We start from the raw sequence: 14897 nt of genomic DNA on the forward strand, positions 1-14897 counted from the left end.
GAGAACGGCCGTCATGGCGTTTACGCATCAATGAACCTGTTTTTCACTCAAACATTCGTCGTAGCCAACCGTCGCATACTGTGCAAGATCAACCACTCAAACCGTTTACGGCAGGCGATTTAGCGGGACGGGCTGGGGTCGAGTTGGCGTCCCAATTCACAAATCAAGAGCGTGATCGAGTCGGCGTTGCGAAGTATGACGTCGATGCGCTTGTCCGGCAAAATCGGATCGAGAAAATCATCGCGCGCGTTATCCATGGTTCTGGCGCCGGTTATCTTCAGGATTTCCCGGGTGGTTTCCTTGTGCCCAGGCAACAGTTCCAGCTTCTTATAGGTGTTGTCCTTAGTGTCCAACTGCGTGAACAGTTTTGCTTTTGGTGTGGTTAATGAAAGCCCGTGGAGTTGCAGGTTTTGTTGCTTTTCATATTGCGCTCGACCTAAATAAGTCGCGGTGGAAATCAAGTCGAGGAACGGCAACGCGGCGTCCAGATAGACAATATCGAGGGTATTGAACAACTGATGGGAGATTTCATGAATGAAAGTCGCTCCCTGGGCGTGGGCGTCGACATTAAAGAATTCCGGTACGACGGTTTTATACCAGTCCAAGCCCGGATCGAAGAAGAATTGCGTGAGGTAGATTCTGCCGTTGGCCGCAGGTTCGAGCACGAAAGCCGTCGCTCTGTCTTCCAGGTATTTGAGGTTGCCGACCACAATGCGCTCGGCATTTTGCAGTTCCCAGGAGGGATCGGCCAATGTCTGGCATATGGGTGTGATTGCCGCTTCTATCTTGCTGATGAGGCGGGCATCAATGCGGCTGACACCAAAAAACGTATTAAGAAAGTCATTCACTCGAGCACCCACCAGTCCCTGGCGTTTGAATTGATCAAGATTGGAAAGGGTATTGAACGAGTACAACCTTGCGGTCTCCAGTGCTTGCACAATCATGTTTGCCCGGTGCGGATATTTCCTGCGTATCTCAGCCATGCCCCGCGCTTCGATATTCAGCGAGCCCTTGGCCTTGAAGTCGCTATAGGTGATGGCCATTTTTGAACCTGCTTTGCCAAAGCGTATGGTTTGGCGTTGCGGATCAAGTTCCCATGTCCGACCATCCGGCGACTTGCTCAATAACGGTCCCTCTGCGTGCTCATGCACGACTCGCCAGGTTTGGCCGGCTTGCGCCACTTGGAAGACTTTGCCGGCAAGGGGGACATAAAATTTGCCGCTTTCCAGTGCCTTATAGGTGCCGTCGATCAGGTCTTTTTGCAGGCCCGACAGGCTGATACCCGTGGCCTCGAAGACGTTCAGGTCGGTACGGATCTGGGAGGTGGACGCGATGTCCTTCCAGCGAGTCGCCAATGTGGCTCGTTGCGAGAGGGGGGCGATGGGGTCGAGAAGACCGAATGTATCTTCACGATTCATCAGGCCCAACGACACCATTTCCGCGGCACCGGCGATAAAGTCGTACAGGCCGGTTTTCCAGTCGTGCTGCTGCAGGGCTTCAGATGAGGCCTTGAAGTCCTGGTAGCTTTCCCAAAGCGTTTCGATAAAGGTCAGTTTGCCCGCCAACTGCTTCGCGACCAACTTGACGCCGGAGCTGAACAGCCGCAGGACCGTTGCCCAGTCAACCTGACGGTTGTCCTTTGTTTGTGTGGTGAGCATGTCGGCTAACAATGCCGCATTGTCATCGAACAATGTATCGAACAGGTTGGTCTGGACCGGGTTCGAGGCCAGGGTGATTTCCGATCGCTGGCCGAGCGTGGCGGTGAACAGGTTTCTGAAAGTGGCCTGCTGGTTCTCGGGAAGTCGGCGAATCAGCAGGTCCTGAAGCATTCCTGGTGTATTGAATGCGGCAACGACGCTTTCTTCATCCTTGAACTCGGTGAAGTGCAATCCCTCGTGGTAGGGCGAATACAGGACTTGCGGGCTTGTTGTATCGACACTCGAACCGATCAAGTAAAGCCCCAACGCTTTGACCGGCGTGGCGCCGCCAGTCTTGATCAACTCCAGGGGACGAATAAACGCGTCGGCACCGTCAACCGCTGTGCGAGCGACGGCATCGGGCATGTCCATCACCTGGCGGATCAAGTCAAAGGCCGGGAGGGAAAGGTGTTGCTGCAGATAGCGGGCATGGGCGTATTGCAGCATCTGCCAGGGCATTTGTTGGCCAAAGGCGGTTTTTCTTTGTTGGGCGTGCGCGGTGCTACCGGACAGCGTTTGCACAACTTGTTTTTTATAGGCGGTCGAGATATCCAATGAAGACAGCATCTGCCTGACAGCGGCCTCGTTCAGGCCGTCCGGCAGTTTCTGCGTGGATGTGGAAGATACCTTGAATCCGTTGCGGGTCACTTCAATGTGATTTAGCGCAAAGTCGGTCAGTGAACTGGCCGGCCCCACTATGGCGAGGTTCGGTGTGATCTGGATGGTGTCGGGGTCCAGGTTCGTGGCAGCGAAGCGTGCGTTCAGCAGTGCCTTGAGTTTATTGCGCACATAGGTGGGCAGCGGCTCTATGCCGTCCAGATAGTCCTTGCCATCGGCCACGCTGTTTTTATATTGCTCAAGCAATTCAATGTGCAGGCGTTGATCGTCAAGCGCCGCTGTGCCGAGCCAGGCGGGAAGTTTCTGTTGCCACTTATGAGTCCGGGCAATGTGTGTGGCCCGCTTGAGGTTGGTAGGCGCGCCTTTTTTCAACAATGCCTGAAGGCTTTTTAATAATGCATTGCCGGTCAGTTGCCAATTTCCGGCTTTTAACGTGCTCAGATAAGCGTGCTCGGCCTCAAAGTGCCTGATGAATGAACTCATCCGATTCACCAGCACGTTGTCTTCGATCAGTTCGTATGCCTTGAGTTGATAGCGCCCATGAGGCTTGCGTTGGGCCGGCGTGAGGTTGGCGAGCAAGCCAAAGCGTTTTCGGGAATCGAGCAGGTGTCGATTCAATTGCTGGGTGGCCACTTCCTCGGACGAAAAAGCCTGCAAGCCATCGGCGGGCGTCCAGAGGATCGCCATGCCCGAATAGGGCGTATCGAGTCCTCCACGCTCGGTTAATAGAAAGCAGTTGGCAAGGGGCAGGTGAGTGGTCCGGTGCTCTTCGCAGCAGGTTAGCGTCAGCGAATAGACATCTGGCCGGAAGCCCCTGACCCCGATACGTTGCGAACGGTCCGGGTACTCTGAGTCGTAGGCAAAAACGCTTCTGATCAGGTCATTGGCAATCGACGGCAGGCTCTCGCCAAGGTCCCGGAGTTCGGCCTCGGCGCGTATCCCTACGGAAAAGACATTGGTCAGTTCAGGCAGCAATTGCCAGAGTCCATTGTGCAGCGAAGTGTTGTGGGAAGTCGGCAATCGGGTAAAGAGGCCATCAAACGCCGCTTCGACATCGGTATAGCTCTTGACCTTTCTTTCCAGTTGATCGGCCATGAAATTGGACGGACGCAGGCCTCCATGAAAGGCAGGATGAGTCCCCCAATGTCCTGCGGTTGGCTGGCTTAGCAGGCTTTTGTTGATGAGGGCGCGTATATCCAACGCCTTGTCGATGAGCGGATGGATGTCGACATCGCCCTGGCGAGACATTTCCAGTGCGTAATGGAGATTATTCTTCTGTTTTTCGATGATTGCGTTCGCCAGGGATTCGGACACCGGTAAATCCAGGGGCTTGCCCGAGATCTGTGGCTGGTCAAAGCGCAGGAAACGGTTGCGTTCTTCCAGACTCAGGAGGCTGTAGAGTGCCTCCTTTTGCTCAGTGCTTGCGGGGTTACCCAACAGCGCAGCTTTGAAACCCAGATGGTTGTCTATCTTCTGAAGGCCATGAACGGGGGTGTAGAGATAGTTTCCTTTGGCGCTGATCATCAAGGAACCTGCAAGTTCTACAAAGTGCGGCTCATACTCCCAGAAGCGAATCGTTTCGATGAACAGCAACGCCTCGTCCCGGCGGGAGGGTCTGAACAGTCGGAGCAACTCCCGACTTTGCACGTCCGTCAGTTGTCCTTTTCCCCGCTCGACCAGGATGGTCGCCCAAAGCCCATCGTGGATGACTTGGGCAAGCAGTTTTCGCCGAGATATATAAAAGTGGGTCGCCTTGCTTTCCCAAAAGGCATCGATGCAACCGATAAGCGTCGGAATCAGTTTCCTGGCAACGCCCTTTATGATGTTTTCCCATTGCTGCGGGCTGTAGGACGATTCGGGCGTACCCGGATGGGTCAGATCGATGTCATGCCCGACAGGCCAGCCCTGATGATGGAAGTAGCCGAGGACAGCGTCGCCCAGTGGAACGCTTTCGGTCACCTGGATTGCCTTTGGAACGCCCAGGCGAGTCCCCTTGTTGAATGCCACGCGGATCTGTCGATGATCCAGATTCGGCAGCGCCTCGTTCAATACCTGGTCAAGCATCGATCTTAACGAGGGCAATTTGATCAGCTCATTCACCATGGACAGGGCATTGAGGCTCTGGGCGTACTCGATGGATTCGAGCTGGGTCTTGAAAACATCCTTTTCGATCAGTTGCCGGGTTTGCTTGATGTCGGTGGTGCTGTTCAGTTCGCTGCGTTGGGAAAGCGACAAGAGACGAAACAGATCCTCGCGTTGCGCCGTGTCCTGGCGCATTTGCTGAATCCCCTCTTCGAGGGCTGCGAGGTTGTTGTATTTTTTGATTCCACCCGTCGGCGTGTAGAGGTACGCGGGGTGGGTGCTTGTCGCGCGGTTGTCTGACGAGGCGCTGAGGGCAAAGCAGCCGGCCAGTGCAATGGGCGGTTTTTCTTCGGCTTGCAACAGAATGGTTTCGGCGAACATGGAGGGTGTCTGAGCTGCGCGCTGCGTGTGGTCGGGCAGGGCGATGTGCTGCAACCAGTCGAGGTCTGCCTGCGTCAAGCCATGGGTGGCGTTCAACTCGTCCAGGCGACGGGCGTGCAATACCTCGGGAAATAAAAGTGGCTTGGTTTCAGTGAGCATCGTTGCTTCTCGATCAGGGCGCCTCAAAGCGGCGCGAACGTGGAGGAAGCCGCCAGACTAGGCAACGATGAATGAGCAAGGGTGGTACATAGTTACCGCAGGCTGGTTTTCGACCTGCCAGCCCGGGCAGATGCCGTGGACAAGCATTGACAGTGCGCGCCTGAAACGGTGTTTAATCACCCGGCGGGTCCCTTTACGCTGTTGCTACCTCCAACAATCATTCTGGAGCTTCAGATGTCTGCGCCATCCGATCATGCCGCTTCTTGCACCTTGTCTTTCGATGCTCTGGTGAGCTTGCTGGAGAAAATTTTCCTGCGTCATGGCACGTCGACCGAAGTCGCCCGTTGCCTGGCTGAAAACTGCGCCGGGGCCGAGCGCGACGGCGCCCACAGCCATGGGGTGTTTCGCATTCCCGGTTATGTCTCGACACTCGACAGCGGTTGGGTCAACGGCAAGGCCGTGCCGGTGGTCGAGGACGTCGCGTCAGGGTTCGTCGCCGTGGACGCCGGCAACGGGTTTGCCCAGCCGGCCCTGGCTGCAGCGCGTCCATTGCTGGTGGCGAAGGCCCGCAGCGCCGGTATTGCCGTCCTGGCCATTCGCAACTCCCATCACTTCGCCGCCCTCTGGCCGGATGTCGAGCCGTTTGCCTATGAAGGCCTGGTGGCGTTGAGCGTGGTCAACAGCATGACGTGCGTGGTGCCCCATGGTGCAGACCGTCCATTGTTCGGCACCAATCCCATTGCCTTCGCCGCGCCACGGGCTGGCGGTGAGCCGATTGTCTTCGACCTTGCCACCAGCGCCATTGCCCACGGCGACGTACAGATTGCTGCCCGCAAGGGCGAGTTGTTGCCGCCAGGAATGGGCGTGGACAGCCTTGGCCAGCCGACCCGCGACCCCAAGGCGATTCTCGAAGGTGGCGCGCTGTTGCCTTTTGGCGGGCACAAGGGTTCGGCGCTGTCGATGATGGTCGAGTTGCTGGCGGCAGCCCTGACGGGCGGCAATTTTTCCTTCGAGTTCGATTGGCACAACCATCCGGGCGCCAAGACGCCTTGGACCGGTCAGTTGTTGATCGTGATCGATCCGAGCAAGACCGCCGGGCAAGACTTCGCCGAGCGCAGCCAGGAACTGGTCAGGCAGATGCATGGCGTCGGGTTGCGGCGCTTGCCGGGAGACCGTCGCCATCGCGAGCGCAGCAAATCCACTGAGCATGGGATTGGCTTGGACGAGCAGACCCTGGCGCAATTGCGCGAGTTGGCAGGGATTTGAACAACCCGCAGTGGCGGCCTCGCTGCCACTGCCTTGCCGTGACACGCTGCGCCAAGCCTTCTACTATGACGGCTTCTTTTCTGTGGAATCGCCTGGATGAGTAAGCCCGGCCAAACGGTGCTGGTTGCGCTGCGCAAGATGATCGCCTCGGGCGAGTTGGCCGCTGGCGAGCGCTTGATGGAAATACCTACGGCCGAGCTGTTCGGCGTTTCGCGCATGCCGGTGCGCATGGCGTTCCGCACCCTGGAGCAGGAAGGGTTGCTGGTGCGCTTCGGCGGACGAGGTTTCCAGGTGCGCTCGGTCAGTGCCGAGCAGATCGCCGGGGCCGTTGAGGTGCGTGGCGTGCTGGAAGGCCTGGCGGCACGGCAGACGGCCGAGCGCGGCTTGTCTGACGGGGCCCGCGCGATACTCGAGCAATGCCTGGTGCAGGGCGATGAACTGTTCGCCAAGGGCTATGTGACCGAGGACGACCTGGAGGTCTATCACGACCTCAACATGCGTTTTCACCAGGTGATCGTCGAAGGCAGCCACAACCCGGCGATTGCCGATGCCCTGGCCCGCAACGATCATCTGCCATTCGCTTCAGTCACCGCCCTGGCGGTGGATCGCCAGAACATGGCCGGCGAATTTCGCCGCTTCAACTATGCCCATATGCAACACCACTCGGTGTTCGATGCCCTGATCAACCGCCAGAGCGGCCGCGCCGAAGCGATCATGCGCGAACATGCCAACGCGACCCTGCGCTACGCCGAAGTGTTCGGCTCGAAACTGGCTGACGAGCGGATGACGGTGATTCTGCGTTCGAAGTAACCCGCCCGGTTGCTGGTAACAGCTGGATTGTCATTTACCAGAAATCCCTCTGTGGGAGCGAGCTTGCTCGCGATAGCGGTGGGTCAGTCACCATCAATGCTGCTGAGCCGACGCCATCGCGAGCAAGCTCGCTCCCACAATGTTTTTCGGTGAATGCAGAATTTGTATTCAGCACCCCCCCCCTGTGGGAGCGAGCTTGCTCGCGATAGCGGTGGGTCAGTCACCATCAATGCTGCTGAGCCGACGCCATCGCGAGCAAGCTCGCTCCCACAATGTTTTTCGGTGAATGCAGGATTTGTATTCAGCACCCCCCCCCTGTGGGAGCGAGCTTGCTCGCGAAAGCGGTGGGTCAGTCACCATCAATGCTGCTGAGCCGACGCCATCGCGAGCAAGCTCGCTCCCACAATGTTTTTCGGTGAATGCAGAATTTGTATTCAGCACAAACCCCCTGTGGGAGCGAGCTTGCTCGCGAAAGCGGTGGGTCAGTCACCATCAATGCTGCAGAACCGACGTCATCGCGAGCAGGCTCGCTCCGACAATGTCCGGTGTTAGAGGTCCAGTACCAGGATAGGCGTCTTGGACCTGGAGCAACACGGCGTGAACTGGTCGTTGCAGGCCTGTTCCGCCTCGGTCAGAAACATGTCTCGATGCTCCGGTACACCTTCCAGCACGCGGGTCAGGCATGTGCCGCAGACACCTTGTTCGCAGGAGATCGGAATCTCGATGCCATGGCTCTCCAATACCTGCACCACACTGCAGTCCGCCGGCACGTCGAACACTTGGCCGCTGCGGGCCAGCTTGACCGAAAAACTGCCATCGGCGTGGGTGTCGGTGGGGGCGGCGGCGAAGTATTCGCGGTGCAGGCAGGCTTCCTGCCAGCCCTGGTTCTTGGCGGTGTCGAGGATGTGCTGCATGAACCCGCCGGGACCGCAGACGTAGAGGTGCACGTCGTCACCGGGCACGGTCAGGACCCTGGCGGCGTCCAGCAGGGTGTCAGGTTCTTCGTCGAAATGCAGGAAGACCCGGTCGGCGTAAGGGGCCTGGCGCAGGCGCTCGACAAAGGCCGCACGGTCCCGGGCGCGAGCGCAGTAATGCAGCTCGAACGCCGCACCGCTCTGCGCCAGGTGCTCGGCCATGCACAGGATCGGCGTAATGCCGATGCCGCCGGCAAACAGCAGGCTGCGACGGGCTTGCGGAGCGAGAGCGAACAAGTTACGCGGCTCGCTGATGTGCAAACGCATGCCTGGCAGGATCAACTCATGCAGGCTGCGCGAACCACCGCGGGACGCCGGGTCCTTGAGCACGCCGATGAGGTAGCGATGCCGCTCCTCGGGATGGTTGCACAGCGAGTACTGGCGAATCAGCCCGCCGGGCAAGTGCACGTCGATATGGGCACCGGCGGTGAAGGCCGGCAGCGGCTCGCCATCGACACGGGTCAATTCGTAGCTGCAGATATCGAGGGCTTCGTTGTGTCGCGCCGCGACCTGGACTTCGATCATGGCCGTTGCTCCGCCGGTTGCGGCTGATGGCTGCTGACGATCAACCCGGCCTGCGGTTCCCGTTCCCGTGCGATCCAGCGCTCCAGCACCCGCCGGGACTGTACGCCGCCCGCGTCGATGTTGAGCTTGAGCAAGTTGCGCTGCGGATGGTCCAGCAGGTTGCGCTGTTGGCGCTCGAGCATTTCCAGGTCTTCGCTGAAAATCTTGCCTTGGCCTTCGCGAATGGACGCGGTGAGGGCTTCATCCTGCGGTTGGAAATGCCGGGCCATGCCCCAGAAGTACCAGATCGACGTCTCGGTTTCCGGCGTGATGAAATCCACTACGATGCTCGACGCCTTGAATTGCGGCGCGGCGTGATAACCGCCGTTGCCGGCATGGGCCACGCCGACTTCGATCAGCACATGGCTGGGCGGGGTGAAACGGCAGATCTGCCAGCGATCCACCGGCACGTCGTCGGCCAGGTTGTTGCCGCGCAAGGCCATGCGCCAGAACGGCGGGGCCATGATGTTTTCCATGTGCCGGGCGGTGACCACTTCATCGCCGTCGACCGTGGTCACCGGCGGCGCCTCGTCGATTTCCTTCTGGCCGATGCTTGAAGCGTGGACGTAGGTTTCGTGGGTCAGGTCCATCAGGTTGTCGATCATCAGGCGATAGTCGCACTGGATATGGAACAGGCCGCCACCGTAGGCCCATTCATCGCTTTCAGCCCATTCCAGATGATGGATCAGCGCCGGGTCGGCCAGCGCCGGGTCACCGGGCCAGACCCAGATGAACCCATGCCGCTCCTGTACCGCAAAGGTCTTGTTGCAAGGAAAGCCTCGTACCCGTTGCCCCGGCATCTCGACGGTCTTGCCGTCGCAGCCCATCACCAAGCCGTGATAGCCGCACACCAGATTGCCGTTTTCGACGTAGCCCAAGGAGAGCGGGGCGCCGCGATGGGGGCAGAAGTCTTCCACGGCCGCAACCTTGCCTTCATGCCCCCGGTAAAAAACCATCTTCTCACCACAGATCTGGCGACCCAGGGGCTTGTCGGCGATTTCATCGGGAGTGCAGGCAACGTACCAGGCATTTTTGGGGTACATGAGGGATCTCCAGGCGGATGTTGTTCTTGTCTGTGGATCCATTAACTCTCTTAACTAATTTCGTTGTCAACGTTATGGCCGGGTAAATGGCCAATTTATCTGATCAATGGATCCATTAGTGGGCGATTGGCGGCCGTTTCAGAACCGATAGGCCGCCGGCACCTGCGCTTCGATAAACCGCTGCATGTGCTCCAGAAAGCTGGCTTGCAGCTTGGAAACCGGCCCCTGGATGGGCAGGAGCATGCTGAAGTCCATTTCTATCGCCGGTTCGAAGGCCCGAAAGACGATGTCCTGGCCGCGGTACTCGACGGCACTGATGGCATCCACCAGCGCCACGCCCAGGCCCTGTTCGACGAACGCGCACATGGGCAGCGAGAGTTGGGTTTCCAGGCGCAGTTCGCGGTCTACGCCATGGGCGGCGAAGATCGCATCGATGTGCTGGCGTGAGCCAATCGACTGCGGGTAGGAAATGAACGGTTCGCCCTGCAAGTCTTCCGGACGGATCGTTGCCTGGTCCTGCAAGCGATGGCCGGCGGGCAGGGCGCAGAGCATGCGCGTGGCGAGCAGTTTTTCGGCGCGAGGGCTCGGATAGGTGTTGGGCAGCACAATCAGGCCCAGGTCGCAGCGCTGGCCCACCACCAGGTCCACGACTTCCCGGGACGAATGCACCACCAGCGATATCTGCACCTGATCGTGCTCGGCCATGAACGCGGCAATCGCCCGGGGCACAAATGACAAGCCCATGGCCGGTGCGCAGGCAATGTGCAGTGAACCGCGCTTGAGCGTGCGGATGTCCTGGGCGGTACGGGCAATGCGCTCCACGCCCAACAACGAACGCTGCACTTCCTGATACAGGGTCATGGCCTCGGCGGTGGGTTGCAGTCGCCCTTTGACCCGGTCGAACAGGCTGAAGCCGATGTCCTCTTCCAGGCTGGCAATCAGCCGGGTCGCCGCTGGCTGCGAGATGTGCAGCATTTCGGCGGCGCGGGTCACCGTCTGGCCGAGGATCACGGCGCGAAAGGCTTCCAACTGACGGAGGTTCATTGGCGAATCCAACCCATAACAAAAAGACATGAGGTTGCCAAAATAAAGCATTTTTCAAGACGTTGTCATCGCCCTAGGATCGAGCCAAACCACTTCAGCCAGCCCTGGGCCGGCGCACTGTTGAATGAGCAGCGCCGAAAACAGCGATAAGAAAACCATGCAAAAATCTGATGTCATTGTCGTAGGGGGTGGCCTGGTGGGGATGTCCATCGCCTATGGGCTGGCCTTGCTCGGGCGCCAGGTGAGTGTGCTCGACGAAGGCGACGACGCCATTCGCGCTGCCCGAGGCAACTTTGGCTTGCTTTGGGTACAGGGCAAGGGCTACCGGATGAGCCCGTATGCACAGTGGACGCGGGAATCGGTAGCGCTCTGGCCTCGGTTTGCTGCGGCGTTGCAAGCCGATACCGGCATTGACGTTCATCTGCGCCAACAGGGTGGTTTCCAGTTGTGCCTGAGCGACGCGGAAATGGCCGAGGAAAGCCGTCGGCTGGGTTGGCTGCGTGAGGCCTTTGCGGGCGACTACCCCTTTGAACTGTTGGACGCCGCCCAACTGCGTGCGCGCTTGCCCGGCATTGGGCCGGATGTAGTGGGCGGCTGTTTTTCGCCCATGGATGGCCACGTCAACCCACTCAAGCTGCTGCGCTCGCTCTACGCCGCCTGCCAGGCCCGCGGGGTCAAGCTCATTAACGGCCATCATGTCGAGGCTATCGACGGGGGCGCCATGGGCTTCGAACTGCGGGCGGGAGAGCAGCGCTGGTCGGCCCCCTTGGTGGTGCTGGCCGCGGGCCTCGGCAATCGGGCGCTGGGGGCCAGTGTAGGGTTGGACGTGCCAGTGCAGCCGAACCGTGGGCAGATCCTGGTCACCGAGCGGCTAGAACCATTCCTGCAGTACCCCACCACCTACGTGCGCCAGACCGACGAGGGCACGCTGCAACTGGGCGATTCCCACGAGTCGGCAGGCTTGGATGACAGCACCGGCAGCCAGGTCATGGCCGCCATTGCCCGGCGTGCGGTGCAGTGTTTTCCGCGGTTGGGCCAGGTACGACTGGTGCGGGCCTGGGGAGCGCTGCGGGTGATGAGTGCCGATGGCTTTCCGATCTACGAAACGCCCCGGGGTTGTCCAGGGCTGTCGATTGTCAGCTGCCACAGTGGCGTGACGCTGGCTGCCGCCCATGCCTTGCGCCTGGCGCCGTGGATCGCCGGCGAATTCGATGATCCGGCGGTGAAGCCATTCGGGCTGCACCGTTTCAACCTGCAAGCAGAGGTGCGCCATGTCGGCTGACAGTCTGTTCCGGCCGCTGGCCTCGGGAGATCACACCGTGCACATCGAGTTCGAAGGCCGGCCGCTTACGGTGCCCGCCGAGGTATCCCTGGCGGCAGCGCTGCTGGCTTGTGGCATCCGCCACACCCGCGAAAGCGCGATCAACGGTCGCCCCGGCGCCCCTTATTGCATGATGGGCGTGTGCTTCGAATGCCTGGTGGAAGTGGATGGACACGCCAACGCCCAGGCTTGCCTGGTGCCGGTGCGTTCCGGCATGCGCGTGCGTCGCCAACGCGGAGCCGCTTGCCTGGCACCGTGTCTGGAGAGCGGCGATGAGTAATGCCGTCATCGACCTGATCATCATCGGCGCGGGTCCGGCGGGCATGAGCGCTGCGCTCGAAGCCAGGGCCCATGGGCTGTCGGTCGTCGTGCTGGACGAGCAGGCCAGCCCGGGCGGGCAGATTTATCGCCAGGTGCTCCAGGCTGACGCGCGCCGCCGCGCCGTGTTGGGTGACGACTACGTGGCCGGGGCGGCATTGGCCGCCGACTTTCTGCAATGCGGCGCCCGCTATCTGCCCAACGCAGCCATCTGGCAGGTGACGCCGCAGCGTCAGGTGCACTACCTGTTCGAGGGGCGTGCCGAAGTCTTGCAAGGGCGCCACTTGCTGATTGCCACCGGGGCCTTCGAACGGCCGATGCCGATTCCCGGCTGGACCCTGCCGGGCGTCATGACCGCCGGGGCCGGGCAGATCCTGCTCAAGAGCGCTGCCATGGTGCCGGCCACCCCAGTGGTGCTGGCCGGGTGTGGTCCATTGCTCTACTTGCTGGCGGTGCAATACCTGCGCGCCGGGATCGCCATTGAGGCCCTGGTGGACACCAGCCGCCGAAGCGATCTGCTGCGCGCCTGGCGGCAAGTGCCCCGTGCATTGCGCGGCTGGCGTGACCTGCTCAAGGGGCTGGGGCTGCTGATGGAACTCAAGCGGGCCGGCGTCCGGCATTTTCGCGGTGCCTGCAACCTCCAGGTTGATGGCACGGATCGCGCCTGCGCCTTGAGTTTCGACAGTCAAGGCCGCTCGCAGCGCATTCGCGCCGATTTGATTCTGCTGCATCAAGGCGTGGTGCCGAACACCCAGGTCAGTTGGTCATTGCGCCTGGCGCACGACTGGAGCGAACAGCAACTGTGCTGGATTACGCGCCGCAATCAATGGGGCGAAAGCAGCGTGCCGGGCATTTTCATCGCCGGTGACGGTGGCGCCATCGGCGGGGCCCGGGTCGCGCAGTTGGAAGGGCGCCTGGTCGCGTTGGCCATCGCCGGCCAGGCGGCTCACGCGCGTCCCCTGCAGCGGCTGTTACGCCGCGCCCGTGCCGCACGGCCACTGCTCGACGCCCTGTATCGCCCCCGGCTGCAGAATCGCATCCCCGCCGATGACGTCACGGTGTGCCGCTGCGAAGAGGTCAGCGCCGGCGACATCCGCCGCTACGTCGACCTGGGTTGCCTGGGCCCCAACCAGACCAAGGCCTTCGGGCGTTGCGGCATGGGCCCGTGCCAGGGACGCCAATGCGGTCTGAGCGTCACTGAAATCATCGCCGAACGGCGCCACGTGCCACCCGCCGAGGTGGGCTATTACCGCATCCGTTCGCCCCTCAAACCCATCACGCTCGCCCAATTGGCTGGCGAGCGACTTTCCGTCGAGGAACCTTCATGAGTATTCAACGCATCGAAAGCAACCCACGCCTGAGCCGCAGCGTCGTGCACAACGGCGTGGCCTGGCTCAGCGGCGTCGTGGCCGCCGATTGCAGTCAGGACATCCAGGGCCAGACCCGTCAGGTGCTGCAGCGTATCGATGAGCTGCTGGCCGCGTCGGGCAGCGACAAGCACAGGCTGCTCAGTGTGCAGATCTGGATGAAGGACATGGGCCGGGATTTCGCCGCGATGAACGCGCTGTGGAGCGAGTGGGTCGATGCCACCCAGACGCCCGCGCGGGCCACGGCCCAGGTGGCATTCGACGACCCACAGATTTTGCTGGAGCTGATTGTCACGGCGGCGGTCTGAGGTCGTCGGCCGGATCACCCTAGTGCTGTTACCGGGCAGGCGACCGCCAGAGTCACCGCCCGGGCTTGTTCACATTGCTGCTGCCATAACGGACGACTTCTGTGGAGCGTTCGAAATCAATAACATCGCATCTGGAGCAAATGAATGAACGTTAAACGTATCGCCCTGAAACTGGGCCTCGTCTCGCTGCTGGCTTTCGGTACCAGCCTGCAAGCCGCCGAGTCGTCGTTGCGCATCGGCATCGAGGCGGCTTATCCGCCCTTTGCCTCGAAAACCCCGGACAACGCCATCGTCGGTTTCGACTACGACATCGGCCAGGCACTTTGCGCCGAGATGAAGGTCCGGTGTGTCTGGCAGGAACAGGAATTCGACGGCTTGATTCCAGCGCTCAAGGTGAAAAAGGTCGACGCGGTGATCTCCTCCATGTCCATCACCCCCGAGCGGTTGAAATCGGTGGACTTCACCGATCGCTACTACCGGATCCCGGCGCGCCTGGTGTTTCGCAAGGGCAGTGGCGTCAACGATATTCCGGTACAGCTCAAAGGCAAGCGGATCGGGGTGCAGCGGGCGACCAACTTTGATCGCTATGTCACCGATCACTTTGTCCCGGCGGGCGCCGAGGTAGTGCGCTATGGTTCGCAAAACGAAATATTCCTCGATCTGCTGGGCGGGCGCCTGGACGCGACCATGGCCAGTTCGGTGGTGATCGACGAGAGCCTGCTCAAGCGTCCCGAGGGCAAGGATTTCGAATTTGTCGGGCCCAATTTCACCGAGGAGCAATACTTCGGCACGGGCATCGGCATTGCGGTACGCAAGAACGATGCGCTGGCGAGCCGCTTCAATCAGGCGCTGGCGACCATTCGCGCCAACGGCACTTACGACCGGATTCGCCAGAAGTACTTTGACTTCGATATCTACGGCGAATAATCCTCGGCCCGTGGGTTT

11 protein-coding genes are annotated in these 14897 nt (G+C 60.4%); 7 read left to right on the forward strand and 4 right to left on the reverse strand.

What is annotated here, in order from left to right; all coding sequences use genetic code 11:
* Positions 1-119: 119 nt before the first annotated feature.
* Positions 120-4937 carry a dermonecrotic toxin domain-containing protein gene (locus tag LQ215_RS08050; protein ID WP_230148664.1) on the reverse strand — a complete coding sequence of 1606 codons (4818 nt, stop codon included), beginning with the start codon at positions 4935-4937 and terminating at the stop codon, positions 120-122.
* A gap of 234 nt (positions 4938-5171) precedes the next feature.
* Here LQ215_RS08050 and LQ215_RS08055 point away from each other — a divergent pair, with 234 nt between their 5' ends.
* Positions 5172-6203, forward strand: coding sequence for an Ldh family oxidoreductase (locus LQ215_RS08055; RefSeq protein ID WP_230148666.1), 1032 nt, complete (start codon positions 5172-5174; stop codon positions 6201-6203).
* 96 nt (positions 6204-6299) lie between these two features.
* A complete protein-coding gene (locus LQ215_RS08060; protein WP_230148668.1) occupies positions 6300-7013 on the forward strand; it encodes a GntR family transcriptional regulator in 714 nt (237 codons plus the stop codon).
* Positions 7014-7561: 548 nt separating this feature from the next.
* On the opposite strand, the gene LQ215_RS08065 is transcribed toward LQ215_RS08060, so the two are convergent.
* The 3 genes from LQ215_RS08065 to LQ215_RS08075 all read right to left on the reverse strand — a co-directional run bounded on the left by LQ215_RS08065 (position 7562) and on the right by LQ215_RS08075 (position 10638).
* Entirely contained in the window at positions 7562-8512 is a 951-nt protein-coding gene (locus tag LQ215_RS08065; protein WP_230148670.1) for a PDR/VanB family oxidoreductase, read from the reverse strand.
* Entirely contained in the window at positions 8509-9594 is a 1086-nt protein-coding gene (locus tag LQ215_RS08070) for an aromatic ring-hydroxylating oxygenase subunit alpha (RefSeq protein WP_230148672.1), read from the reverse strand. The genes LQ215_RS08065 and LQ215_RS08070 overlap by 4 nt, the downstream gene beginning before the upstream one ends.
* Positions 9595-9732: 138 nt before the next feature.
* Positions 9733-10638 carry a LysR substrate-binding domain-containing protein gene (locus LQ215_RS08075; protein ID WP_230148673.1) on the reverse strand — a complete coding sequence of 302 codons (906 nt, stop codon included), beginning with the start codon at positions 10636-10638 and terminating at the stop codon, positions 9733-9735.
* Positions 10639-10795: 157 nt separating this feature from the next.
* Between LQ215_RS08075 and LQ215_RS08080 the strand changes: the two genes are divergently transcribed.
* The 5 genes from LQ215_RS08080 to LQ215_RS08100 all read left to right on the forward strand — a co-directional run bounded on the left by LQ215_RS08080 (position 10796) and on the right by LQ215_RS08100 (position 14879).
* Positions 10796-11920, forward strand: coding sequence for an NAD(P)/FAD-dependent oxidoreductase (locus LQ215_RS08080; RefSeq protein ID WP_230148675.1), 1125 nt, complete (start codon positions 10796-10798; stop codon positions 11918-11920).
* Entirely contained in the window at positions 11910-12239 is a 330-nt protein-coding gene (locus LQ215_RS08085) for a (2Fe-2S)-binding protein (RefSeq protein ID WP_230148677.1), read from the forward strand. The genes LQ215_RS08080 and LQ215_RS08085 overlap by 11 nt, the downstream gene beginning before the upstream one ends.
* Positions 12232-13605 (forward strand): NAD(P)/FAD-dependent oxidoreductase, encoded by a 1374-nt coding sequence (locus LQ215_RS08090; protein ID WP_230148679.1) that lies wholly within the window; start codon positions 12232-12234, stop codon positions 13603-13605. The genes LQ215_RS08085 and LQ215_RS08090 overlap by 8 nt, the downstream gene beginning before the upstream one ends.
* Entirely contained in the window at positions 13602-13952 is a 351-nt protein-coding gene (locus LQ215_RS08095) for a RidA family protein (protein ID WP_230148681.1), read from the forward strand. The genes LQ215_RS08090 and LQ215_RS08095 overlap by 4 nt, the downstream gene beginning before the upstream one ends.
* Before the next feature lie 144 nt (positions 13953-14096).
* Positions 14097-14879 (forward strand): ABC transporter substrate-binding protein, encoded by a 783-nt coding sequence (locus tag LQ215_RS08100; RefSeq protein WP_230148683.1) that lies wholly within the window; start codon positions 14097-14099, stop codon positions 14877-14879.
* Positions 14880-14897: the final 18 nt, after the last annotated feature.

Origin of the sequence: Pseudomonas brassicacearum (genome assembly GCF_918698105.1) — a bacterium.
Lineage (GTDB): Bacteria > Pseudomonadota > Gammaproteobacteria > Pseudomonadales > Pseudomonadaceae > Aquipseudomonas > Aquipseudomonas brassicacearum_F.